The organism is Spiroplasma endosymbiont of Amphibalanus improvisus, assembly GCF_964030645.1.
Lineage (GTDB): Bacteria > Bacillota_I > Bacilli_A > Mycoplasmatales > Mycoplasmataceae > CAXIPX01.
Map to the genome: position 1 here is coordinate 30,602 of NZ_CAXIPX010000004.1, position 24,362 is coordinate 54,963.

Consider the following 24,362-nt stretch of genomic DNA (forward strand, 5'->3'; position numbering starts at 1 on the left):
ACTTTTTATCTTGCTTTACAATTAAATAAAATTATATTTTTGAAGCAATTAAGCGGTTATACGCTTCTAACATTTCTTGATCCAATGATGTTATTGTAAATGGTCCTGAATTTTTGGCAGTTGATGGTATATATTGTTCTTTATAATCATAAAAAGTCGAATCCTTTTGAATTTCAAAATTTAAAATTTGAGAAATTGGAGAAGTGTAACCTGTATATTCAGTCGTATCTGCAGCATTAGTTATTAAGAAGGCGATAAATTTATATGCCAAATCTTTATTATGGCAATTTTTTGAAATCACCATATTATCAGAATAAATATTTGTTCCTTCCTCATTAAATGAAGGTTTTTTGATGATAAAGGGGTCAGCTGCATGGTTTTCTTGTGAAACTTGATCACAATATATCGCATCCCCATTGTACATAAATGAAAAATCAAAGTCACCATCCGAAACAGTGTTAATAATTTCGTCATTTTCTAAACCGACATCATCAAAACTTAATAAATCACTTAAATCACTTACATCTTGTTCTAATTCTGTTTCATTTTTAGGTAATACACTATGATAATTTTTTTCATTAGCGATCATAAATAAGTTTTTATAATCATTATTTAAAACAACTTCACGCCCTTGTTCTGCGGCATCTCATAAAATTTGTCAACTCAAACCGTTTTGATAATTATTATAAATTGCTAAATTCTCTGGGGTAGGATTTATAACCAATGAAATGTCACCTCATAAATAAGGGACACTATATTCAACAATAGATTCTTCTTTGGTATCTAAAGAATTGATTCATAGTGTTTGAACTAAATTAGGATCTAAAGAACCATAATGTTCTCTCACGTCTGAATCATTTTGGTGTTGTATGAAATCATCATAAACGCCAGGGTAGTGCTCATTTTCATAATCCACATCTATATAATTGCTTGTATTAATGTGTTCGTCACTGAAATCATTTGGTTTAAAAAAATGATATTGTTGACCATCAACTAAAGGCATTTGACTATTTAATTCTGCATAATCAATTTTATCGATTTTATCTTCGTCTGCTAATTTTTTAACCATATAGTCACTTGGGAAAAAGACATCATAGTCAGTTGTGTTTAATTTGTTATAAAGAGTTTCATTACTGTCATAAACAGTATATTTCACTTTCACATCATACTCATCTTGAAATTCAGTAATTAATTCTGGATCAATATATTCTCCTCAGTTGGCAACTGATAAATCATAATTACTGCTAATAATATAAAAAGCAGTTAACAAACTAAATGAAGATACAACAATAATAACCAATAAAATAGTTTTTCAAGTACGACGTATTCAAGGAAAACGTACACGCATAATTTTTTCATATTGTTCGCGAGATTCTTTTTCTGCAATAAATTTTTCACATTTTTTATTTATTCATTTAATTTCTGCTGACAATTTATCTTCTAATTTAATAATTGCATTTCGTAACTTGTCTTTACTTCTTATTTGTTTATCATCCAAATCTGTTTGATTAGATTCTAAAATTAAATTTGATTTATTAATTTTTAATAATTTTTTGTAAGAAGTTTGTTCAGCATTTAGTAAAGAATAATATTTGATTAATTTTAATTCCATTCTATATAATTTTTTATCACGGTATGTATTTTCTAATAAATCTTTTTTTAATTTTTGATTACGTTTTTGAATAAAGATTCCTAAATTTCAACTAACAATAACAAACGAAATAACAAAAATACATATTGTTCCAAAAGCGTTAACATATGGTTTCACTCTTTTCATTGTATAAATAAAAGTAGAAACATTTGTTTGATCACCAGAAGTAAAATATGAAATGATGAAATCATCAAAACTCATCGCGAAAGCCACTGCACCAGCTGCCGCTATCGGAACTTTTAATGCAGGTAAAATAATTTTACGAAGTGTTTGAGAAGATGAAGCACCTAGGTCCACTGATGCATCAATTGTTTTTTGGTCAATTTTTGATATTGCTGGTAAAACGATCACAATTACATAAGGTACGTCAAAAGAAACATGAGCCAACACCAATGTTACAGTCCCGAATGGAATACTTAATGATAAAAACAATAACATTAAACCAACAGCTGTAATAATATCAGCATTAACCAATGGGATGTTATTAACAGTTAATAAGGATTTTTGAGTTATTTTTCTACTTTTAGAAAGACCAATTGATGCCATGACACCGATTATTAAAGAAGTGACTGTAGCGACCATTCCCACAAAGATAGATACTAAAATAGATTGTAAAAATGATGTTTCTAAAAATAATTGTTTATATCAGCGATCACTGAATCCAGAAAATATTCCCATACTTTCACTGCTATTAAATGAAAATAAAATGAAAATGAAAATCGGAATATATATTAAGGAAATGAAAATCGCAAGATAACTAGATTTCCAGAATTTTTTCATTTATTTTCATCTCCTTTTTTTTATTATTTTTATTAACTCTGGTAATATCAAATCTTTTTTTCCAAAGACTGGAAACTAAAATTATAGAACCTAGTAAAACAGCAAAAATCACAGAAATACTAGCTCCCATTCCGTAATTAACACCTTTAAAAAAGTACGATTCAATTATTTGAACCAGTAAATTAATTTTACCTTGACCCATATATTGTACAACCACCAAAGAAGTCGCAGCTTGAACAAACATAATTACAAAACCGGCGATAATACCTGGTACCGACTCGCGAAAAGTGATTTTTCAAAAAGTTTTTGAATTACTAGCTCCTAAATCCTTAGATGCATCTACCAGATTCTGATCAACTCTTTCTAAACTACTATAAATAGGCAAAATAACAAAAGGCACAAAAGCATATATCATTCCTATTACAACTGAAAAAGCAGTTCCTAATAATCCAGGTGCAATTAATTTGAATAATGTTTCTAGTCCAATCATTTTCAAAATCATATTTATTCATATTGGAGTTGTTATTATAATTCAAATATTTTGTTTTGATGTTTTTGAATTCATACAACTCATAGCAAAAGCCACTGGATAAGCAATTATAATAGCAATAATTGTTGCTATAAAAGACAAAAGTATTGTTAATCCTAAGGAAACTAAAAAAGGTGGTGATGTAAAAAAATTAATAAAATTAGTAAAAGTTATAAGAAAATTCACTCCATCTCCTGTGGGAGTTATGATTGAATACAAAAAAATTAAAAACATTGGTATAACTATTAAAAAAACAGCAATTAAAATATAGGGTCATAATAGTGGTGTTATTTTTTTAGTTGTAAAATTAAATGTCTTACTTTTTTTAACGCTATTTAACATATTTTGAAATTTAATTTTTTTTGAACAAGTTTCCTTATCGCTAGTTGCCAATAGTATTTTTTTGTCAAGATCAGGTAAATCAGAAGAATTTTTAACAATATTATTTTGGCTATCATTTTTTTTAATTGATTCATTTGTGTCATCAGTAATATTGTTTTTAGTTCTCAATTATTCTACCTCCTTCCACATAACGTGATTATCTTCTGCATTTCAAATAATAGACATTTTTTTACCAATTTCTACTAAATCAGTGGTATGAATAATAAAATTACGATATTTTGTTTTAAAAATTATCTCTCAATTTACTCCCTTGAAAACTGTAGAAATAACTTCACCATCAAAATAACCCTTTCCTAAAGGGACAATATCTATATCTTCGGGGCGAATCACTATGTCAATATTTTTTTCCATTTGTCCAAAACCTGTATCAGAACAATCAATTTTTAAGTGATCAATCCCTAAACAATTATCTTTAATAAAAACTCCATCATAAATAATGTTAGATTCACCGATAAAATTTGCAACTCATTTATTTTCTGGTTCATTATAAATTTCTTCAGGTGAACCCACTTGTTGGATTACTCCTTTATTCAAAACAATTACACGATCAGATAAACTCAAAGCTTCTTCTTGATCATGGGTTATTAGAACAAAAGTAATTCCAATTTCTTTTTGAATTTTTTTTAATTCTTGTTGCATCTTTTTTCTTAATTGAACATCTAAAGCCGCAAATGGTTCATCTAAAAGTAAAACTTGTGGCTTGTTAATCAAAGCTCTAGCCAAGGCTACTCTTTGTTGTTGACCACCTGATAAATCAGAAACATTTTTATCTTCAAAACCTTTTAAACCAACTAAATTTAAAAATTTAAAAACTTCAGGAGCATAATCATTGTATTTTTTTTTACTTACTATTGGACCATATGCAATGTTTTGAAACACAGTCATTCTAGGGAATAAAGCATAATTTTGAAAAATAGTATTAATTAACCTTTTATTCATAGGGATATTTTTTAAACTTTCGCCTTGAAATAAAATATCGCCAGAATCTGGTTTCTCTTTACCATTGATTAAATTTAAAGTGGTTGTTTTACCACAGCCTGATGGACCGAGGATTGAAATAAATTCTCCTTGTTTGATATTAAAACTTAAATCTTTAAGGATGACTTCGCCATCAAATTGCTTGATAATATTTTTAACCTCAATAATATTAATATTATCCATAACGTCTCTCCTTATATTAAAAAAATTAAAAAATAGGTGGGGTTGAAACTCAAATAATTCTAGCTTTATCGTTTGTATTATTTTCAATTTGGTGACTTTTATTTCCGTAAAGATAAAAACTATTTCCAGCCATTGCGATTTTTTTGTGTTCACCATATATTATAGAAACTTCACCTTCTATAATATATCCAAATATTTCACCATGAAACGGTTTAATTATTTTAGATTTAGTATTTTTATTTAAAATTAATTCTAAGGGTTCTAATTTATTGGTTGGAGTACTAGGGCTAAGATAACGAATTTCATAACTTTGGCAGGACTCAACATAGATTTGTTTTTCTGTAAACACAAATCTATCATTCTTAGTTCCCTTGAAAAAATCGCTCATGTTAGTGCCTAAAACTCTTAAGATGTTAGACAAAGTTTCTACACTAGGGGACGATAAGTTTCTTTCTACTTGTGATATAAAACCTTTGGATAAATCACTACGCTCAGCAAGTTCTTGTAATGTTAAACCTGATTTTTGTCTTAATATTCTGATTTTTGGTCCTATATCCATTTTTTACCTTTTCAAAAATTAACTAAACATGATATTTTTAAACTATTTATTTAGTATAACCTGATTTATTATTTTAGCAAAACCGTTTTTAGAAAACGATGAAGTTGAAGTATCTGCAGCATTTTTAGCTATTTTTCTAGCATTACCCATTGCAACGCCTAAACCTGCAAATTGCAACAATTCGACATCATTACTGCCATCTCCAATTGATACAATTTCTTTTTCAGAAATTTTAGCTTTAGTAATTAATAATTTTAATGGTGTTGTTTTATTAACATTTTCTGGACTAACTTCAATACAACTACGATATTTATTAATACCAACATAGGAAGACCCGTAAAAAGTACACTTAATATTTTGCTGCTGTAATCTGTTTTTGAATTCTTCAATTTTATGATGTTTTCCTGAGACTATAAATTTGTAAGAACTTAATTCTTTATGCTTTTCGTTATTATAAATAACCCCTTTAGAATTATTGTGTTTAGCTAAGAAGCGGGTGGTCATTCCCTTTTTGTTTGTAGTTAATCCAAATTTGTCTTCATCTAGATTATTTACAACATAGGATCATGCTGATAATTGTAAATCATTTAATTCGTGAAAAATTTTTTCAACAATTGAACTATCAAAAAAAACATTGTGATAAATTTCTTTTTCAAACGGACTAAAAGCTATTGCTCCATTAAAACAGATCACTTTTAAGTCTTTACCTAAAAAACTCAATTTATCAATAATTGGTTTAGTATTCTTAGGTGATCGCCCAGTTGCGATTCACAAGTTGACACCTTGATTGTAAGCTCTTTTAATCGCATCTATGTTAACCTTACTAATACTTTTAGTGCTAGCTAAAGTTCCATCTAGATCCGAAACAATTAAACGATATTTCATTATTTATTCCTTTAAAGATTAATCTAAAATAAAATTTTTTAATTGATCTTTTGTCATAAATCCTACATTGTTTTTTTTAACTTCACTCTTATCAATTAAAATTAACGCAGGTATAGAAGATACTTTGTATTTTGTTGATAAATCTTTAAATTTATCAACATCAATTTTTAAAAAATTAACATCTGTAATTTCTTTCGATAATTCTTCATATATAGGAGCTAACATTTTACATGGCCCACATCAATCTGCATAAAAATCAATTACAGTTTTCCCTGATTTAATTATAGTATCTAAATTATCTGTTTTACTATATTTTATTAACGGCATATTAAATATCCTCCAAGAATTATTTTTCTAAAAAACATTATAACCCAAAATTAAAAAAATAAAAACACAAAATAAATTTGTGTTTTAATTATCATGGTCCGGAATAAGGGACTTGAACCCCCACGAGTTGCCTCGCCAGATCCTAAGTCTGGTGCGTCTGCCAATTCCGCCAATTCCGGATATAAAAATAAAATATAAATATGGTGCTGGCTAGAGGAGTCGAACCCCCGACCTACTGATTACAAGTCAGTTGCTCTACCAACTGAGCTAAGCCAGCAAAAAAATGGTCGAGTGTGAGGGACTTGAACCCCCGACATCTTGCTTGTAAGGCAAGCGCTCTCCCAACTGAGCTAACACTCGATAATGGTGACCTGTACGAGATTTGAACTCGTGAATGCATGCGTGAAAGGCATGTGTGTTGACCGCTTCACCAACAGGCCTAAAAATGGCGCCTAGTGTAGGATTCGAACCTACGACCTGTCGGTTAACAGCCGAATGCTCTACCACTGAGCTAACTAGGCAAAAATAAAACTACCATATACATTATAATGAATGAAACTATAATTACAATATAAAAGATAAAAATAATGATAATTTTAAATATTTTTTTAATTCTAACCTATTTTAATAGTTTCTTCTGGATAATGAAAGTTTGTAGTTGGTTGTTTATTATTTGATCATGACAATAATGTGTTCGATACTCCTAATTGACCGATAAACATTAAGGTAATTATTAACAATAAACATGGACCACCTAATTCTTTCATATGTGTTGTATCCATAATGTTTAAACCAGTAGTTCCGAAAGAAGAAGTAACTAAGAAGAAAGTGCCAATAAAACTAACATCAGGATTAAATGCTAAAATAAAAATGCTGCCAATAAATACTAAAACAAAACCTGTTGCAAAAACACTAAATGATTGATTTACCGTATCTTTTGATATTTGTTTTTTAAACATTACTAAATCTTTTTTTCCTTTTAATTTAGTAATAATAAACATTACTACAATTGCGAAGGTTGTTGTTCTTATCCCACCAGCTGTTGATGATGGTGCAGAACCAATAAACATTAATAACGACTGTGTTAACAATGAAGCGTTTAAAAAGTTAGAGGTATCTACAGTACTAAAACCCGCATTTCTTGTGGATAAAGTGTTAAACAAAATTGCCATAAATCCATTTCAATTTGTGTCAGCCTCTTGCAAAATAACTGATGAAGATTGATGACTGTACTCAATGCTGAAAATAATCGCTAAACCTACAAAGGAAATCAACAAATAACTAACGATATTAACTTTACTAAATAATGATAAAGTACGGTTTTTTTGTTCATCTTTTCTTCAATTCTTAATTTCATAGAAAGCTGGAAATCCTATCCCACCAATTACAAAATCAAAAATTATAATAAATTGTAATGAGTAACAATGATTATATGGTTGAAAAGAGTTATTCCCGACAATATCGAAACCTGCATTATTCAGCGCAGAAATTGAGTGGAATAATGCAAATCAAAAAGAGTATCCAACATTATGGTAAGGATTATCAATGACAACAGAATCTGGTTGATAAAAAAAGAAAATAATGAAGGTTAATGATGTGGAAATGGCTTCTAAGATTAATAAAAATAAAGCTGTTTCTTTGATTAGTTTTACAGTTTTTCCTAAATCGTTATTTCCACGCTCTTCATTTGCAAGCTTTATTTCTTGAATATCCGGTTTTTTACCTCAAGCACTTCAAATTACAATCTTCAAAGTTAAAACTCCGAAACCTCCTAATTGAATCAAGATTAAAATTAAAATTTGACCAAAAATTGAATAATCTGCTGAAGCATTAGGGATCGATAAACCAGTATCAGAAAAAGCAGATGATGCATTGAACAAAGAATACAAGTAATTTCAACTATATTCCGAATTAGTAACAACTCCAGGGATTGCCAATAATAATCCAGCTATTAACACAATTGTTAGATAAATTAACAAGATGATTGTGAATTTATTTTTAATTCTAATGTTATTAAAATTATATCTAAAATGCTTATCCATTTTAGATTTTTTAGCTTTTCTTTTTGTTTTAAAATTATTGAATCAATCCTTAATTCAATAAAAATCAAAAAGTGAAGATTTATCAACAGATGAATAACTAGTTATTGATAAGTTGTTCATAAAATTTTAACCCTTCATTGAAATAAGAATAATAAAAACACTTAAATTATACTACATTTTAATATAATTGATATTATCATTTTTAAATAGTATAATTTAATAATAAGACTTAAGGATTTTAAAATGGCTAGAAAGAAAAATTTTGCGATTATAGGTATTGGTGCCTTTGGTAATGCAGTTGCAAAAGAATTATTTTCAAAAAAAAGTATTGTAACTGTTATTGATTCTAATGAAAGACTGGTAAGTAATTTCATTTCTCAGTTCCCAAATGCTGATTCAATTATTATGGATACTACTATTTCTAAAGCGCTAACAAGTTATGGAATTAAAAATTTTGATGCTGTAATATTAACAATTTCTAGTGAATTAGAATCTTCAATTTTAACAGTCATCGCATTAAAAGAAGCTGGTGTAAAAAATATTATTGCAAAAGCTCGTGATTCTAGACACGCTAAAATTCTAGAACAATTAGGGGTTAAAAATATTATTTTACGTGATGAAATTTCGGGTCAAATTACAGCAATGAAAGCCATGTTCGGAATTAATACTAATATTCATTTAGTTGATGATAATTTTGTCGCTTTAGAAGTTATTGTAGAAAATGTTGATTTTGACGGAAAAAGTTTAGGTGAAAATAATTTATGAAACATTCCTAACTTTAATATTACTCATATTACTCGTGATAAAAAAGTAGAATTGGCAAAAGAGGAATCTAAAATTTTAATTGGTGATAAATTATTTATTATCAGTAAGGTAGAGAAAATTAATGATATTCAAGATTACTTTAAAAACGCTTCTTCAAATTAATAAATAAAAAAGTGTGGTTATTATTCCACACTTTTTTATTTATATTTTGCAATTAACTCTTCAATAATTTTTTGGCCTATTTTAGGAGAAACTTGACCACGCGTCTCTTTCATTAATTGTCCCATAAAAAATTTATTAACTCTTTCAGGTCGATTGTCATATTCTTCTAATAATTTTTTATTTTGTCCAAAAATTGGTTCTAAAATATTTTTGATTTGTTTTACATCTGTGATTTGTTTGATGTTCATTTTACTGATAACTTCATCAATTGATATTTCTTTTTTCAACATTTCTAGCAAAATAGTTTTTGACTGTTTAGAAGAAATTTCTTCTTTATCTAATTTGTTTATTAAATTCCCTAAATTTTCAGGTGTCAATTGTGTTTGAGTAATAGTTAAATTCTTTTCGTTTAAAAAGGCTTGAATTTCTGCATTTAAATAATTTAATACTAGCTGATGTTTTTTAGTGTATTTTAAAGATGCTTCAAAAAATTCAACATTAACAGGTTCTGTCAACAACTGATTTAATTCAACTTCTTTAAATTTAAATTTTTCAAAATACTCTTTTCTAATTTGATCTGGCAGTTTATTATTGGAATTAATAATGTTTTCAATTCATTTTTTTTCTAATTGAATAGGTGGGATGTTTGGTTCTGGAAAGTATTTATAGTCTAATGCCCCACCTTTTGAACGCATTAAAACTGTTTTTCTAGTTTTATCATCATACCTTCTGGTTTCTTGTTGAATTTCTTTCCCTGTTGAAATTAATTGTGTTTGACGATTAATTTCAAAATTAATTGCGCGTTCCACATTATTAATAGAATTCAAATTTTTAATTTCTACTTTAGTTCCTAACTCTTTATAACCAACTGGTCTTAATGAAATATTAACATCACAGCGTAATGAACCCTCGTTCATTTTTGCATCACTTACCCCTAAAAATAGAACTGTTTCACGAATTTTCTTTAAATAAGCACAAACATCATGAGCGTTAGTGAAAACTGGTTTTGTAACTACTTCTATTAAGCCGATACCTGCTCGATTATAATCTAAATAAATTTCATCTTGATTGATAATTTGTTTTGCAGTATCTTCTTCTAAATGTAATCTTTCAATTTCAATTTTTTTCTCTTTTCCATTAATATCGACGATTCCCAAATAGCCTTCTTTGCCAATAGGGTGAAACTGTTGTGTGATTTGAAAACCTTTGCTTAAATCAGAATAGTAATAATTCTTGCGATCGAATTTCATTAGTGGATCGATTTTCATACTAAATGCTTTACAAGCGCGAAGTGCTAACTCTACTGCTTTTTCATTTAAAATTGGCAAAGTTCCTGGATAACCCATATCAATAGGATGTACTTTACTATTAGGTGTCGCGTTAAAAGTGATAGTACCTGGAGAGAAAATTTTAGTTTTGGTTTTTAATTCAATATGATTTTCAATTCCAATTACGACTTCTAAATTTTGCATATTTATTTTCCTTCATAAACTAAATTTTTTAAATTTGTAAATTGTTCAATAGTAAATGCTAAATCCAAACAATCTTGTTCGTGATAGATGTCTGTATTAATGTTAATTCCAATTGGTAAATCATCTCAAAAACCACAAGGGATTGTTATTGATGGATTACCATATAAATTTGCAATCAATAAAATATTATCTACAAAACTACCACGTTTATAAGGATTTTCCTGATCTTTTTCCACATCTTTAATTAATGGGGCATAATCATTGGCGGGTGGTAAAATTAAACCATCGTATTTTTGAAAAACAACTTTTAAAGCATTACAAATTAATCTACGAATTTTTTTAGCTGAATTAAATAGTAATTCTTGATTATCATCTGATAAGCAATAAGAACCAATTACAAAACGACGCTTAACAACTTTACCAAATCCCTGTGTTCTAGTTCTGTGCATTATTTCAGAATAATTATCACCTTCGACACGAAAACCAAAATTGATTCCATCAATTGCAGAACTAGTACTTGCTGCTTCTGCATAAGAAATCACTGTGTAAACTATTTCTAAAGATTCTAATAATTCTTGGTCAAAATTAATAAATTCAATTTTAATATCATTAGCTTTTAATTTATTAAATAATTCATCATAATTCTTTTTAATAGGTTCTGCTAACACATCATATACATTTTGAAAAAAAGCTATTTTCTTATTTTGAATTTTCTTCAATTTAATATTTATTTTATTTAGATTTTGTTTTTTTGAAGTCATATCCCTGGGATCATGTTTGGCTAGGTGTGATAATAAAATTGCATTATCTTCTACATTTCTAGTTAAAAAACCTACTGTGTCTAAACTTGGTGCATATGGTATAACTCCGTTTCTAGAAATTAATCCATATGAAGGTTTAAAACCAACAATACCATTATAAGCTGCAGGTTTACGTATTGAATCACCCGTGTCAGTTCCTAGTGAAAAAGCAACAGCACCGACAGCCACTGACACAGTTGAACCGGAAGATGAACCACCTGAAATTCGTTTGTTATCTCACGGATTTAAAACATTGCCTTTATATGAATATAGACCATGACCGCCCATCCCTAACTCATCTAAATTTGTTTTAGCAATACTAATTGCATTATTTTCATTTAAAATTTCAACAACTTTTGAATTATATTTTGGTACAAAATTATCCAATGATTTTGAACCAGCGGTAGTTTTGACATTTAGGGTGCAAAAATTATCTTTAGTAGAATAAGGGATACCAAATAAAAAGTCATCTTTCGAAAATTCCATTTTATCCAGTTTTTTAGCAAGTATTAAAGCTTGTTCGAAAGTATCAGTTATTACAGAATTTAAATGTTTAGTTTTTTTTAATCTATCGATTGCTTGTTTAACTAATTCACTCGGTGTAATTTCTTTATTAATTAACATGTTGTGCATTTCAGCAATTGTTTTATTAATCATTATTCTCCTTTTTATTATTAATAACTATAAAATCTCCCTTAACTTTAGGGGCGTTTGCTAAAATTTCTTTTTGTGTCAAAATTTCTTCAATAGTGTCCGGTCTTAAATTATGTTCAAAATCGCCAACTCAATTCATTGGTTCAACACCATTGATGTCAATTGCTGAACTTTTATCTAAAGTTTCAAAAATAATCAATAATTCTTTTTGCATCAAAATTATTTGTTCATCGTTTGGGTCTAGCATAATATCTAAGACATATTTTTTAATGTCTTTTTGGGTTACTTTTAAATTCATTATTGTTCCTTTGAAAGTTTTAATTGTTCTAAAAAATAATTTTCCTCAATGATATTAACTCCTAATTTTTTAGCTTTGTCAATTTTTGAACCAGGATTGTTTCCAGTTAGTAGAAAATTAGTTTTCTGACTAATGGTATTAGAGATTTTTCCACCATTGCTAATGATTAAATTAACATAATAATCACGAGACTGTGTTAGAGTTCCGGTTATAACAAATATCTTATTGGCAAATAAATCACTGACTTGTTGATTTACATATTTATGATTTAATCCCAGTTCGATCAGTTTTTTTAATTGTTTAACATTACTCTCTATTTGAAAATAATCAAGTAGCGAGTTAGCAATGGTGCTTCCTATATCTGGCAAATTAATTAAATCATCATATTTTATGGTAAACAAATTATTTAAATTTTGAACTTCTTTAATTATAACTCTTGCTGATTTTAAACCTACATAACGCACACCTAAACCAAATAATAAGTATTCCGGTGATTTTTCTTTAGATTTTTCAATACTTGTTAATAAATTATTGTAAGATTTTTGGCCCAATTTATCTAAATTTATAATTTCTGGATGATTTTTTAATTCAAAAATATCTACAATTGAGTTTAAGAATCCATTGGTGTGAAATTTTAAAATTAATTGATTGCTTAATCCTTCAATATTCATAGCAGTTCTAGAACAAAAGTGCTCAATAGATCTAAGTAATCTTCTTTTGCATAAATTATTAATACAATATTGGTCTACTTCTGAACCGATTCTCTCTAACTTGCTCTTACATTCAGGGCAATTCAGAGTTTCTTTAAATTTTTGTGATGAATTTATTCGGTGTTTTAACAAAGGGCTAATTACTTCTGGAATTATATCCCCTGCTTTTTTTAAATAAACAATATCATTAACCCTAATGTCACGACTTATTATAAAATTTGCATTGTGTAAAGTAGCAGCCTTAACAGTTGTTCCTGCCAGTTGAACTGGTTCTAACTGTGCGTTATAAGTAATTTTTCCAGTTCTACCTACAGTAGGAAAAATATTTAATAATTTAGTTTCCACTATTTCGGCAGGAAATTTATAGGCTATTGCTCATTTTGGGAATTTAGCAGTATTCCCAATTTCTGAATAATAGTTTAATGCGTTCACTTTAATTACAATACCATCAATTTCATAACCTAAATCATTTCTTTTATCTGTCATCTCTTTGATAAAAGTTATAACTTCATGGATATTTTTACAAATTTTATTGTTGGGATTAACAGGAAAATAATTGTCCCGCAATAATTTTAATGCATCATTGTGTTTTTCAACATTATTGTTTCGAGCATCGGCAAGATAATAAAAGAATGCATCTAAACTTCTCTTACTTACCACACTAGAATCTAATTGTCTTAAAGTACCAGAAGCGACATTTCTTGGATTAGCGAATAGAGGTTCTTGGTTTTCTTCTTGAATTTGATTTAATTTTTTAAAATTATTTTTATTTAAATATATTTCTCCTCGAACAATCGCAGAAGGTAAATTAATTTTTAGAGGAATACTTTTAATTTTACGAACATTTTCTGTTACATCTTCCCCTGTAAGGCCATCACCTCGAGTGACTGCTCTTTTCAATATATAATTTTCATAAATTAAAGAAATTGATACGCCATCAATTTTTAATTCACAAACATATTCAACATTATTACTTTTAATAATGTTTACCACATTATCATTAAAATTTAATAAATCCTTTTCATTGAAGGCATTTGCTAAACTTAGCATCGGTGAAGAATGTTTAATTTTATTAAATTTATCAGAAACACCACCCCCTACTTTTAGCGATGGTGAATCTAGCGATTTTAATTCTGGATATTGGATTTCTAGTTTTATTAATTCTTTTAAATTATTATCATAGATAAAATCATCAACTACCGAGTTATTATTGATGTAATATTCATAATTATAGTAATTCAGTTTTTCCTTTAAAACTTTTATTTTATGTTCGGCATTTTTTATTTCCATTTTTCACCATTAATTCGAATTAATTATATAAACTTCTTTCTCTCTTTTGCTTGAATCTAGTTTATCATCAACCTGACTTGAAATAATTTCATTTTTTAAATCAATATTAAATAAATCTTCATCTTGTTCTTTGATGATAGAATTATTTAAATTTTTATTTTCATACTTACTATAAATTTTATTGATAATTGGTAACTTAACAAAGACATTTAGGCTTTTTATTGGGTGAGTTATTATGAATAGACCTAATATTGATATAAATGTGATGACAGATGTCGTTAGAAAAAAGGTTAGAAATTGTGAAAATGTTCAGTTAGAAACATTGGAACTACCTGTTCCATCTATTGAGTTGAAGGTTCAAGTTGTTGAAGGGTATAAATAAACATACATCATAATAATTGAAATTAATATTACTGAAAAAATTAAAAATATATTTTGCTTTAAACCTTTTATGTTAGCATTATAAGTTAAATAAAGACGAACGTATACCCATTGATAAACAAATAAAATAAAATAAGAAATGCATTCAATTGTAAACATAGAATACAAGGCGAAGGTATAATTATGGCCGACCCATACTGACATAAAGGCGAAAATAACCATCATTAATGTGTTCGCAATTCCTAATGATAAGGTAAATTTCGATGTTTTACGGAAATGATTTTTTGCGAAAATTAAAGTATTGGCCGGTTCAGAAATAATTATAAAAAAGTTAATTAATGAAATTAATAATGAAAATTCAGGTCTTAAAAAAATCTGTGTATACAATTGAGTTTCAACATCTGTTCATGTATTTGCTGAATTTACAATAACACTTCCATATAAGGCGTCGACAAAATAAGGAGTTAATAAAAACATATTCACAAATGTGAACAATCCTACTAAATAAGAATACAATTCGAATCTTCGGAACACACTTCAATTAACTCTTCCATAAAGAGAAATTCAATTTCCAAAAAAGGCGCGAAACGCAACTATTAAAGTAATCATAATTTCTCTAATTCCAGTAACAATCAACATATACAATGCAAAAGCAGATGAGATATTCAATCCAAATAATAAAGCAATTATTGCAATATCGGTGTTTGCTAAAAGTGTTTGTCCTACAAAACGAAATGAAATTCATTTTGAATTAGTTGTTAATTCTAAATTGTTAACTTCTTTTGATATTTTAATTCATGGATATCGATATTTTACAAATATATATAATAATAAAGATTTAATTAATGAAAATGCTAAAAATGGTAAAAATACCAAACTGACATCAACACCTTTAATTATTAACAAAAAAGTTGAACCATAAATTAATGAATCACATATCAGTGCTACAATATAGCGATAATGATTATTATTATCAGCAGATAATAAATTTTCATACTTAGCTGTTCAAAATAACGACAAAATATTTTTCGAAGAAATACAAAACATAATTAACACTGATTTTCAGTAAGATAACTGTTCAGTCACATTATTTTCATCAATAATATGAATCCCACCAGTAATATCAGTGTAAATGGTGTATCCAAATAAGCAAACTAAAAATACAATAGTGTATATAAAACCGCCAATTTTATGACCTTTATTTGTGGTGCTTAAAATTTCGTTACATTTAGTTCAATCACGTGCCTGTAATGGTTTAAACAAATGCAGCATTCCGTTGATGCCGTTCGCTGTGTCAGAAATACCAAAAATTCCGGCAAAAACCATACAAATTTTAACAAACCCGTTCAACTCAGTTCCATATCACTGCATCATTAAAAAAATAAGTGAAAATTGAAAAATAGCAATAAATAGATTATAAAAAACTCCTATTAATGCAATTCCGAATACTTTTTTTGAAAACTTCATATATACCTTTTATAACTTTAAATATTTATTTAATTCTGAATTTATATTTTTCATTTTAAAAAATTTAGATGATAAATAATCAAACTCATTGTCTAGTTTACCAAAATTCAAAATATAAGCATATAAATAAATCATTTTATTATCAGTGATATGACCAGAACTATACTTTTGATCATTTCAAATTGGATGTCCTAAAAATTCTAATGTAGCACGAATTTGATGTTTTTTACCAGTTATTAACTTAATTTTTAGAATTGAATATTCCTTGTTAGAAACTAAAACTTTAAATTTAGTTTCGCATAACTTATTAAAATCATTTTCACTTTTATTGTTAAAAACCATTTTTTTTGATGTTGCATCTTTATGTAAAAACCCAGATACAGTTATGTTGGAGTTTTTAAATTTACCTTCAACTTTTGCTAAATAATATTTTTTTACTTTCTCTTTATTATTTATAATATCATTAAAATAATTTAAAGCTTTTTTGTTTTTAGCATAAAGAACTAGTCCGGTTGTAAATTTATCCAATCTATTAACACTGCTTATTATAAAAGAATTTTCTCTTTTAGGATTATATTTAGCATTTTTAGCAAAATAAGATCTAACTTTTTTATCCATACAAATTATATCATTATCATTATTATGCATTTCAATGTTATGAGGTTTTATTACTATCATAATGTTCTGATCTTCATAAATAATATCTAATTTATTATTTTCTAAAATACGAATATTATTTCCTCGAGAAATGATGTGTACATTATTATCATAAATGATAATAACATCATTAATTTTAACTATATAATTACGATCATTAATTCTTTGATCGTTGACTTGAATATCTTTATTGCGAAATCATTTATAAATAATAGAAATACTTGTTTGAGGGCAAATTTTTTTAATAAATTTAAAAATAGTTTGTTCGGCATCATTAGCTTTTATTATAATTTCTGTTTTTTTCATTAATTTTGTCCTGGCACTGCTAGAATTAAGATATAAGAAATTAAATTTATTCCCATATGTGTAAAAATAGAATATGTTACATTATCACGAGCTATCATAAAGCAAGTGGTTAACGCTATTGACCCTCCCAAGTAACCAATTATGTGAGTTCAATCATTTGAGCTAGTAATATGCATTCCAGCAAAAAATAAAATTGAACTAAAAAAAGCAAATCATCGATTGCTTGATAAAGCAAAAATACCATGTCTGGTTGCCATCTCTTCAATAAAAGGTGCTACCATTATTGTTAAAATAAATAATAATATTTTATCCCACCAACTATCTAAATCAGTTAAATCATTTTGATTGTTAGAATTAGAATTGGGGGTGATTATATGTTGAATTTCAGAAAATAATGAACTTAAAATAAATGTTAAAAAAATAAAAGCGGTTATTGCTATTAAAAAAATTTTTCAATCATTTTTTAAAGTGTTTATCATTTTATTTTTAAATATTGGCATCATTACAAAGCACATTATCAAAGGAACTAAATCACCAATAATAGAAAAAGTAAGTAATAATGTTGTAGAATACTCAGATATTCCTAACAGAGATAATACTAAACTGAAAATTAAAGCAACAGCATTAGGGATATAATAAAAAAAGTAAAATGCCATCGCTCCATTACGAAACATTTCATCTTTTCCAATTTGTTTTTGAATAACATAGAATCCCACTCCGATAATAATTCAAGTTAAAATAGATTGAACAAAAAGAATGTAATCATTACTACTATTATCTTTTCAAATTAAAAAATTTAGTAAACTTAAAAATAAAGGAGCGATTATTGTAGTGAAGAAAAAGACTAATCCCGTGGGGTTGGTATCAATGTTTTTAAAATTAATTTCATGATAATTGTTGGTATTAGTCTTAGGGATTTGTCATTTTATTTTTTTTCAAAATAAATTAGTTTTAGATTCTGTTGATTTCAAAAAAACTCCTATAAAAAAATTTAAATTTGTCTTATTTTTTTGCAATTTATAAATTTTGTTCTCAAATTTTAGGTGAGTAAGTTTTTATTACAATTATAATAAATTCTAAAATGTTATTTTTTGATTGCAAACTATTATAATCAAAGGAATTAATTAAATTTATTTCGCCATGAGAATATTTATTTAATCAATCTACAACTAAACTAAATTTACCGACAACATCGTTGTCAAATAATTTATTATCTAAAATTAATGTCTGATAATCTGGATTTCCAGAATGAATATTTGAGTATATATCTAATAAGATTCTGGCCTTATTACAAATATCTATAGAACTAAAATTATCAATATTTTCTTTAATATCATAAATATCTTTAATTAATCTCTTGATAGCATTTTCAAAAAAATTATTTTTATAAGTTTTAATATTTGTGTGAAAATCATTATTTAAATGCATTAAAAAGAATTTAGTAGATTGTCTTTTACGTTCTCTAACAATTTTTTCAACCAACATATCACAAAAATTTGTATTATGACTGAAAATAATTCAATGAAATTCAGGATGTTCACGAGTTGATAAATCAATTAATAAACGTACAACATTTAGCATATAATTGTTATCCATACTTGTAATTGGGTCGTCTATAACAATATACTGGTTTTTTGCTGGCTTCTTAATTTTATTTTTTAAGTCAGAAACAAAATAGCAAAGTGTTAATAATTTATTTTCTGCTTCACTTAAAAAAGAAATGGCATCCTTACCAGATCCACCTTTATGAATAACGCGACCATCTTCAATTGAAAACTTATTCCCAAGTCCAACAATATTTAAATATTTATCGATTTTATCATTCTTACTTTGATTAATTTTAATTAAATCAAAAAATAAATTTTCTAATTTATTGTATTCTTCTTGATTATCAATATCACTAACATTAATTTGTTTTGTTGCCACAATGTCTGGTAACTCATCATGGGCATCTTCAAGAGAAACCATTAATTGATAAATAAAAGTAATTTTTCAAAATCTCCATGGTTCTATTGCGCCTAAATAATTATCTGAAGATTTAGCATTGTAATCATTATATTTATAAAAATCATTTAAATTTAAAACAAATGAGTTTTTATCATAATTTTTAGAAAGATTGTTCATAAAACCTACAATACGTGTTAATTTTTTAGATTTAAGTTTATCTTTGTCAGTTTTAATTCTTTCGTATTCTAATTCAGCGATAGAAATGTAATAATTTAGTTTTGTAACAGAAATTTTTTTAAATTCTGTTAATTTTAAAACTGGTCGATATCAATCAAAAATTGGTCTAACTGTAGAAACACGCAATAGTGAAAATAATTCTTTTGTAGAAAAAATTTTTTTAAAGAATGGAATTTTACTGTCACATTTTTTTAATTCTAAAATCCATTTTCAAATTTGAGAATAAGATCTAATTTTATTTACTTTATCATCACCTAAATAGATTCGATCTCCTATTTTCGAAATAATATTTTGTGAATAATAATCCTGATTAAACACATAAATATTATTAAAATTTTGATCCCATTTAGAATTTTGAAAATTAAGTTTTTTATTATCAAATGAAATATTTACACTATGATCGTCTAGACAGTATTCTTTTATTTTATATAAAGCTTCCTGATTATCAATAGAGTCCAACAGTCTAGAAACTGTTGTTTTTCCAGTTCCATTTTCAGCATAAATGATGTTTATTTGCTTATTAAAATCTAAACTAACATTTTTTAACTGACCAATATTTTTGATTTTAATATTCATAGTTTAGTCCTTTTAAAAAAAATAAAATTTCTTTATAAGAATAAAGAAATTTTAAAATATACAATATTAAATTATTTAGTTTTTTTAATGATAGCTATTTTATCGCCAACTTCAACTTTACCTTTTGCGACAACTTCAATTTCTCTGCCTTCTAAAGTCGAAGGTGTGAAAACAATTGGTGTATCCATACTTGGAACTTTTTTTGAAACTGCTTCTAGATCTATCTCCACTAAAATATTTCCAGTTTTGACCTTATCACCTTGTTTTACCTTGACATCAAAACCTTCGCCATTTAAATTAACTGTATCTAATCCAATGTGAATTAACATTTCAATACCTTTTTTATGTTGAATACCATAAGCATGACCTGATGGAAAAACTGTAAGTAATTTACCGTCCATTGGTGCAAAAAACTTATTGCTGTCCGGGACAATAGCTATTCCGTCCCCTAACATTTTTTCTGAAAAAACATCATCTTTAATTTTACTTAAATCTTTAATAGTCCCACTAACGGGAGCATATATTACTATATCTTTTGCCATTATAATTCCTTTAAAATAAATAATTTTTTTAAAACATTATTATTATAATATCATTTAAATCAATTAACAATTAATTATAAATTTTTTTAACCAAATTTAAAACTTCATCATTAGTTTCAGAATTTAATGCTTTTTGAACCAATTCTTTCATATCAGAAACATTTAATTCTGAAATAATTTTACGCGCTTTTAAAATACTTGTAGCTGACATTGAAAAATAATCCAATTCTAGACCCATTAATAAAGGAATAGCGTATTGGTCTCCAGCCATTTCACCACACATGCCAACTCACTTACCGTGTTTATGAGCACCTTTGATGATCAAATTAATCATATTTAAAATTGAAGGGTTGAAAGGTTGGTATAAATAAGACACAAATTGACTCATTCTATCGGCTGCCATATTATATTGAATTAAATCATTAGTTCCGATAGAGAAAAAGTCTGCATATTTAGCAAATTTATCTGCAATTACTGCTGCAGCCGGGATTTCCATCATCATTCCAACTTCAATTTCATCGCTAATTTTGACACCTTCTTTAATAAGTTTATTTTTTTCTTCTTCATATATTTTTTTTGCGCTTTTAAATTCATCTACTGTAGCGATCATTGGAAACATAATGCCAATTTTCCCAAACACACTAGCTCTAATCAAAGCTCTTAATTGTGTGCGGAAAATATCTTTTTTGTCTAAACACAAACGAATAGCACGATAACCTAAAAATGGATTTAATTCTTCAGGGAATTGGAAATAACTTAATTTTTTATCTCCTCCAATATCTAAAGTTCTAATGATAACTTTTTTATTACCCATTTTTTCAATAATTGCTTTATAGGCACCAAACTGTTCTTCTTCTGTTGGAAAGTGATCACTGTCCATATATAAAAATTCAGTTCTAAATAGTCCGACACCTTCTCCACCATTTTCAAGAACAGCATCAACATCCTTTAAAGAACCAATATTTGCCTCTAGTTCAAATTTTACTCCGTCTTTTGAATGTGTAGATTTTTCTTTAAAAGACAATAATTCTTTTTGTTCTTTTAAAAACAGTTCTTTTTGCTTTGTTCAGGAATCTATTTCAGATTTGCTTGGATCTAAAATTATTTCACCAGTTTTACCATTCATTAATATTGATTGATTATGTTTAGAATTTTTTACAATTGTTTTTAAACCTAGAACTGCTGGAATTTCTAATGTTCTTGCCATAATAGCTGCATGACTAGTGCGACCACCCATATCACATGCAAAACCTTTAACAAATTCCGGATTTAATTGTGCAGTTTGTGAAGGTGTTAAATCATCAGCGATAATAACCACTTGTTCTGAAATTGTTGCTAAATCTAATACCTCTAAATTCAAAATATATTTTAATAATCGATTAGTAACATCCTTGATGTCACTAGCTCTTTCTTTGAAATAAGGGTCATTCATAGATGTGAACATTGCTTGGAACTGTTTCGAAACTTGTTCAAGTGCTTTAGCACAATTAATTTTTTCATTATTTACTAAATCAGTAACTTGCTTTTGCATTTCAGGATCTTCTAAGATTTGTTGGTGTGCACCAAAAATTGCTGCTTTTTCTGAACCAAGTTTTTCCATACTAATTTTTTCTAAGTTAATTAAATCTTTTTTAGTTTTTTGCACCGATAAATTAAATAATTTTAATTCTTTTACAGCGTCTGTTATTTTTTTATCTGGAATTATAATTTCAGGTTCAACCAGTTTAAAAACTTTTGCGATAGCAATTCCTTCGCTCGAACCGATTCCTTCTAATTTAATGGCCATTTATTAGTTTCTCCTAAATGTACATAATAGTACTAATTATATATTATTTTTTAATTTATTTAATTTTTATTTTTGAGAATAATATTTATTTAAATGTTTTCTAATAAATTTAACAACACCATTTTCTTCATTAGACAAGCATATTTCTGTTGCTAAATCATGCAGTACAGGAACCGCGTTATTCACAGCAACACTATAAGCTGCATTTTCAAACATCGGAACGTCATTAGTACCGTTTCCCATTACAACAACATTATTGATAAATAAATTATTTTTTTTACAATATTTTTTAATCATTCCTCATTTATTTGTGGTAGGCCCATTTATTTCTAGAGCAAAAGATTTCTCTCTTTCGTAAACTCAAACATTTAATCCATATTGTTCAAAATATGCCACAGTTTTTTCGATTAACTTATTATTACCAAAAACACAAAGTTGATAAATATTTTCTGTATAAATTTTATTGGCATCTCTAACTATTTTAGAATCGCCTAATCACGCAAACATATCTTCTTCTGTATTTGTTATAAACTCAGGGATTAAAATTTCTTCACCATCACCATAAAGTGCTGCTGCTGCTAAATTGTTTTTTTTGGCGTATTCAAAAACTATTTCTACTGCATTTTGACTTAAAATATTTTGAATCATAGGTTCAAATTTATGAATAGTTGTTAAAACACTTCCGTTGTTTGTAATCAATAAATCATCAGTGATAGATAGTTTGTGACAAACTCGTGCTGCATTTTTGTAACTACGACCAGTTACTAAAATAAATCTAATATTCGGAAAATCCTTTTTAATATTTCTAAATTCAGAGATTGTATATTCAGAAATGGAATGATCATTAAAGGTAATTGTTCCATCTATATCAATAGCGAATACTTCTGGTTTATGTTCTCTTTTACTCGGTTTTTCTGTTATACAATTTTGGGCCATATTACACTCCATAAAATTTGTTTATTTTTTTATATCCTATTTTTACATTCTATATTAAAAATAGGATATAAAAAAATAAAAACCTGAATTAGGTTTTTATTTTTCTTTTTAAATAATTTATCTTTTCGATTTATCAAATGGTTGAGCCAATGCTTTGGGTTCATTCGAAGTTTTGGAAAAGATGACCATAGTCACAATTGCCATTATAAATGGTAGCATTTTTAATAAGTCTCCATTACTTTTAATTCATTCAGGAACACCATCAAGGAAGGCAGCTTGGAATGCAAATACATATAAGAAACTAAATAGTGCTGCTCCAAAAGCAATGTATTGAATTCTTCATTGTCCAAAAATCATAATTGCTAAAGCAATATATCCTGAACCAGCAACATTACCTAAAAAAGCACTACTGATATAAAACGTGAATATTGAACCAGATAAAGCAGCTAAAGCTCCAGAGATACAAATTCCAGCATAACGCATTTTTACAACGCTAATACCTACTGCGTCAACAGCATTTGGATTTTCTCCAGTAGCTGCAAATCATACACCTACTTTTATATATCTAAAAAAGATAAATGTTACAATAATTAAAATAATTGCTAAAAAGAGATAAAGAGAAGCTATATTATAAGCGTCTAAAGCTAAAATATCAAAACCAGTATCCAATCTATTTCCAACTGCAAATGGTAATGTTACTACAAACAATGCAATTCCTGCTGTTAAAACATTTATCGCCATTCCCACAATTACTTGATCAGCTTTTAAACTAATTGATGCAAAACCGTGTAATAAACCAAATAAAGCTCCAACCATCATTGCCAGAATGAAACCAATTAATTGCCATCAATTTGAAGCATCTGGATTAACTTTATGAATTGAATAACCAAATAAAGCGAAAGTTAATGCGCCCGATATCATCATTCCGTTAATACCAATATTTGTTACCCCTGACCTTTCTGCAAAAAGCCCAGCAGTTGATGCTATTAGAAAAACTGAAAATAAAATGGTAAAACTACCAAAAAACTCATTTCACATAA

Annotated in this window: 20 protein-coding genes and 5 tRNA genes; 1 reads left to right on the forward strand and 24 read right to left on the reverse strand. The window is 27.3% G+C overall.

Going from position 1 to position 24,362, the window contains the following annotated elements; translation table 4 throughout:
- Positions 1–31 precede the first annotated feature (31 nt).
- The 12 genes from AAHM77_RS02965 to AAHM77_RS03020 all read right to left on the reverse strand — a co-directional run bounded on the left by AAHM77_RS02965 (position 32) and on the right by AAHM77_RS03020 (position 8,456).
- A complete protein-coding gene (locus tag AAHM77_RS02965) occupies positions 32–2,431 on the reverse strand; it encodes an extracellular solute-binding protein (RefSeq protein ID WP_342252643.1) in 2,400 nt (799 codons plus the stop codon).
- Positions 2,409–3,470 (reverse strand): spermidine/putrescine ABC transporter permease, encoded by a 1,062-nt coding sequence (gene potB, locus AAHM77_RS02970; protein ID WP_342252644.1) that lies wholly within the window; start codon positions 3,468–3,470, stop codon positions 2,409–2,411. The genes AAHM77_RS02965 and potB overlap by 23 nt, the downstream gene beginning before the upstream one ends.
- Complete coding sequence (locus tag AAHM77_RS02975; protein ID WP_342252645.1) at positions 3,471–4,523, reverse strand: ABC transporter ATP-binding protein; 1,053 nt, start codon at positions 4,521–4,523, stop codon at positions 3,471–3,473. It abuts the gene before it with no gap.
- A gap of 25 nt (positions 4,524–4,548) precedes the next feature.
- Positions 4,549–5,082 (reverse strand): helix-turn-helix domain-containing protein, encoded by a 534-nt coding sequence (locus tag AAHM77_RS02980; protein ID WP_342252646.1) that lies wholly within the window; start codon positions 5,080–5,082, stop codon positions 4,549–4,551.
- A gap of 42 nt (positions 5,083–5,124) precedes the next feature.
- Complete coding sequence (locus AAHM77_RS02985; RefSeq protein WP_342252647.1) at positions 5,125–5,967, reverse strand: HAD family hydrolase; 843 nt, start codon at positions 5,965–5,967, stop codon at positions 5,125–5,127.
- 18 nt (positions 5,968–5,985) lie between these two features.
- Positions 5,986–6,294 (reverse strand): thioredoxin, encoded by a 309-nt coding sequence (gene trxA / locus AAHM77_RS02990; protein WP_342252648.1) that lies wholly within the window; start codon positions 6,292–6,294, stop codon positions 5,986–5,988.
- A 94-nt stretch (positions 6,295–6,388) separates the two neighbouring features.
- Positions 6,389–6,473, reverse strand: a tRNA-Leu gene (locus tag AAHM77_RS02995).
- 22 nt (positions 6,474–6,495) lie between these two features.
- Positions 6,496–6,571: transfer RNA gene (locus AAHM77_RS03000), tRNA-Thr, on the reverse strand.
- Between the two features lie 7 nt (positions 6,572–6,578).
- Positions 6,579–6,654: transfer RNA gene (locus AAHM77_RS03005), tRNA-Val, on the reverse strand.
- Between the two features lie 4 nt (positions 6,655–6,658).
- Positions 6,659–6,734, reverse strand: a tRNA-Glu gene (locus AAHM77_RS03010).
- A gap of 6 nt (positions 6,735–6,740) precedes the next feature.
- Positions 6,741–6,815 (reverse strand) — tRNA-Asn (locus tag AAHM77_RS03015).
- A gap of 93 nt (positions 6,816–6,908) precedes the next feature.
- Complete coding sequence (locus AAHM77_RS03020) at positions 6,909–8,456, reverse strand: TrkH family potassium uptake protein (RefSeq protein ID WP_342252649.1); 1,548 nt, start codon at positions 8,454–8,456, stop codon at positions 6,909–6,911.
- A gap of 123 nt (positions 8,457–8,579) precedes the next feature.
- Between AAHM77_RS03020 and AAHM77_RS03025 the strand changes: the two genes are divergently transcribed.
- Positions 8,580–9,263, forward strand: a complete 684-nt coding sequence (locus AAHM77_RS03025; RefSeq protein ID WP_342252650.1) for a potassium channel family protein — start codon at positions 8,580–8,582, stop codon at positions 9,261–9,263.
- Between the two features lie 35 nt (positions 9,264–9,298).
- On the opposite strand, the gene gatB is transcribed toward AAHM77_RS03025, so the two are convergent.
- The 12 genes from gatB to AAHM77_RS03085 all read right to left on the reverse strand — a co-directional run bounded on the left by gatB (position 9,299) and on the right by AAHM77_RS03085 (position 24,360).
- Positions 9,299–10,735 (reverse strand): Asp-tRNA(Asn)/Glu-tRNA(Gln) amidotransferase subunit GatB, encoded by a 1,437-nt coding sequence (gene gatB, locus AAHM77_RS03030; RefSeq protein ID WP_342252651.1) that lies wholly within the window; start codon positions 10,733–10,735, stop codon positions 9,299–9,301.
- Between the two features lie 2 nt (positions 10,736–10,737).
- Positions 10,738–12,192 carry an amidase family protein gene (locus AAHM77_RS03035; protein WP_342252652.1) on the reverse strand — a complete coding sequence of 485 codons (1,455 nt, stop codon included), beginning with the start codon at positions 12,190–12,192 and terminating at the stop codon, positions 10,738–10,740.
- The gene (locus AAHM77_RS03040) at positions 12,185–12,487 is read right to left on the reverse strand and encodes an Asp-tRNA(Asn)/Glu-tRNA(Gln) amidotransferase subunit GatC (RefSeq protein WP_342252653.1); all 303 of its coding nucleotides are present in this window, start codon (positions 12,485–12,487) and stop codon (positions 12,185–12,187) included. The genes AAHM77_RS03035 and AAHM77_RS03040 overlap by 8 nt, the downstream gene beginning before the upstream one ends.
- Positions 12,487–14,487: an NAD-dependent DNA ligase LigA gene (gene ligA / locus AAHM77_RS03045; RefSeq protein WP_342252654.1), complete on the reverse strand. Its 2,001-nt coding sequence runs from the start codon at positions 14,485–14,487 to the stop codon at positions 12,487–12,489. The genes AAHM77_RS03040 and ligA overlap by 1 nt, the downstream gene beginning before the upstream one ends.
- 9 nt (positions 14,488–14,496) lie before the next feature.
- Positions 14,497–16,335: a hypothetical protein gene (locus tag AAHM77_RS03050; RefSeq protein ID WP_342252655.1), complete on the reverse strand. Its 1,839-nt coding sequence runs from the start codon at positions 16,333–16,335 to the stop codon at positions 14,497–14,499.
- A gap of 9 nt (positions 16,336–16,344) precedes the next feature.
- Entirely contained in the window at positions 16,345–17,298 is a 954-nt protein-coding gene (locus AAHM77_RS03055) for a pseudouridine synthase (RefSeq protein WP_342252656.1), read from the reverse strand.
- On the reverse strand, positions 17,298–18,269 hold the full coding sequence (locus tag AAHM77_RS03060; RefSeq protein WP_342252657.1) for a CPBP family intramembrane glutamic endopeptidase: 972 nt from the start codon (positions 18,267–18,269) through the stop codon (positions 17,298–17,300). Before AAHM77_RS03060 ends, AAHM77_RS03055 begins: the two co-directional genes overlap by 1 nt.
- 46 nt (positions 18,270–18,315) lie before the next feature.
- On the reverse strand, positions 18,316–20,058 hold the full coding sequence (locus AAHM77_RS03065) for an AAA family ATPase (RefSeq protein WP_342252658.1): 1,743 nt from the start codon (positions 20,056–20,058) through the stop codon (positions 18,316–18,318).
- 71 nt (positions 20,059–20,129) lie between these two features.
- Entirely contained in the window at positions 20,130–20,600 is a 471-nt protein-coding gene (locus tag AAHM77_RS03070) for a PTS sugar transporter subunit IIA (RefSeq protein WP_342252659.1), read from the reverse strand.
- 70 nt (positions 20,601–20,670) lie between these two features.
- Complete coding sequence (gene ptsP / locus AAHM77_RS03075; RefSeq protein ID WP_342252660.1) at positions 20,671–22,386, reverse strand: phosphoenolpyruvate--protein phosphotransferase; 1,716 nt, start codon at positions 22,384–22,386, stop codon at positions 20,671–20,673.
- Between the two features lie 66 nt (positions 22,387–22,452).
- The gene (locus tag AAHM77_RS03080; protein WP_342252661.1) at positions 22,453–23,322 is read right to left on the reverse strand and encodes an HAD-IIB family hydrolase; all 870 of its coding nucleotides are present in this window, start codon (positions 23,320–23,322) and stop codon (positions 22,453–22,455) included.
- 117 nt (positions 23,323–23,439) lie between these two features.
- Positions 23,440–24,360 carry an ABC transporter permease gene (locus AAHM77_RS03085; protein ID WP_342252662.1) on the reverse strand — a complete coding sequence of 307 codons (921 nt, stop codon included), beginning with the start codon at positions 24,358–24,360 and terminating at the stop codon, positions 23,440–23,442.
- Positions 24,361–24,362: the final 2 nt, after the last annotated feature.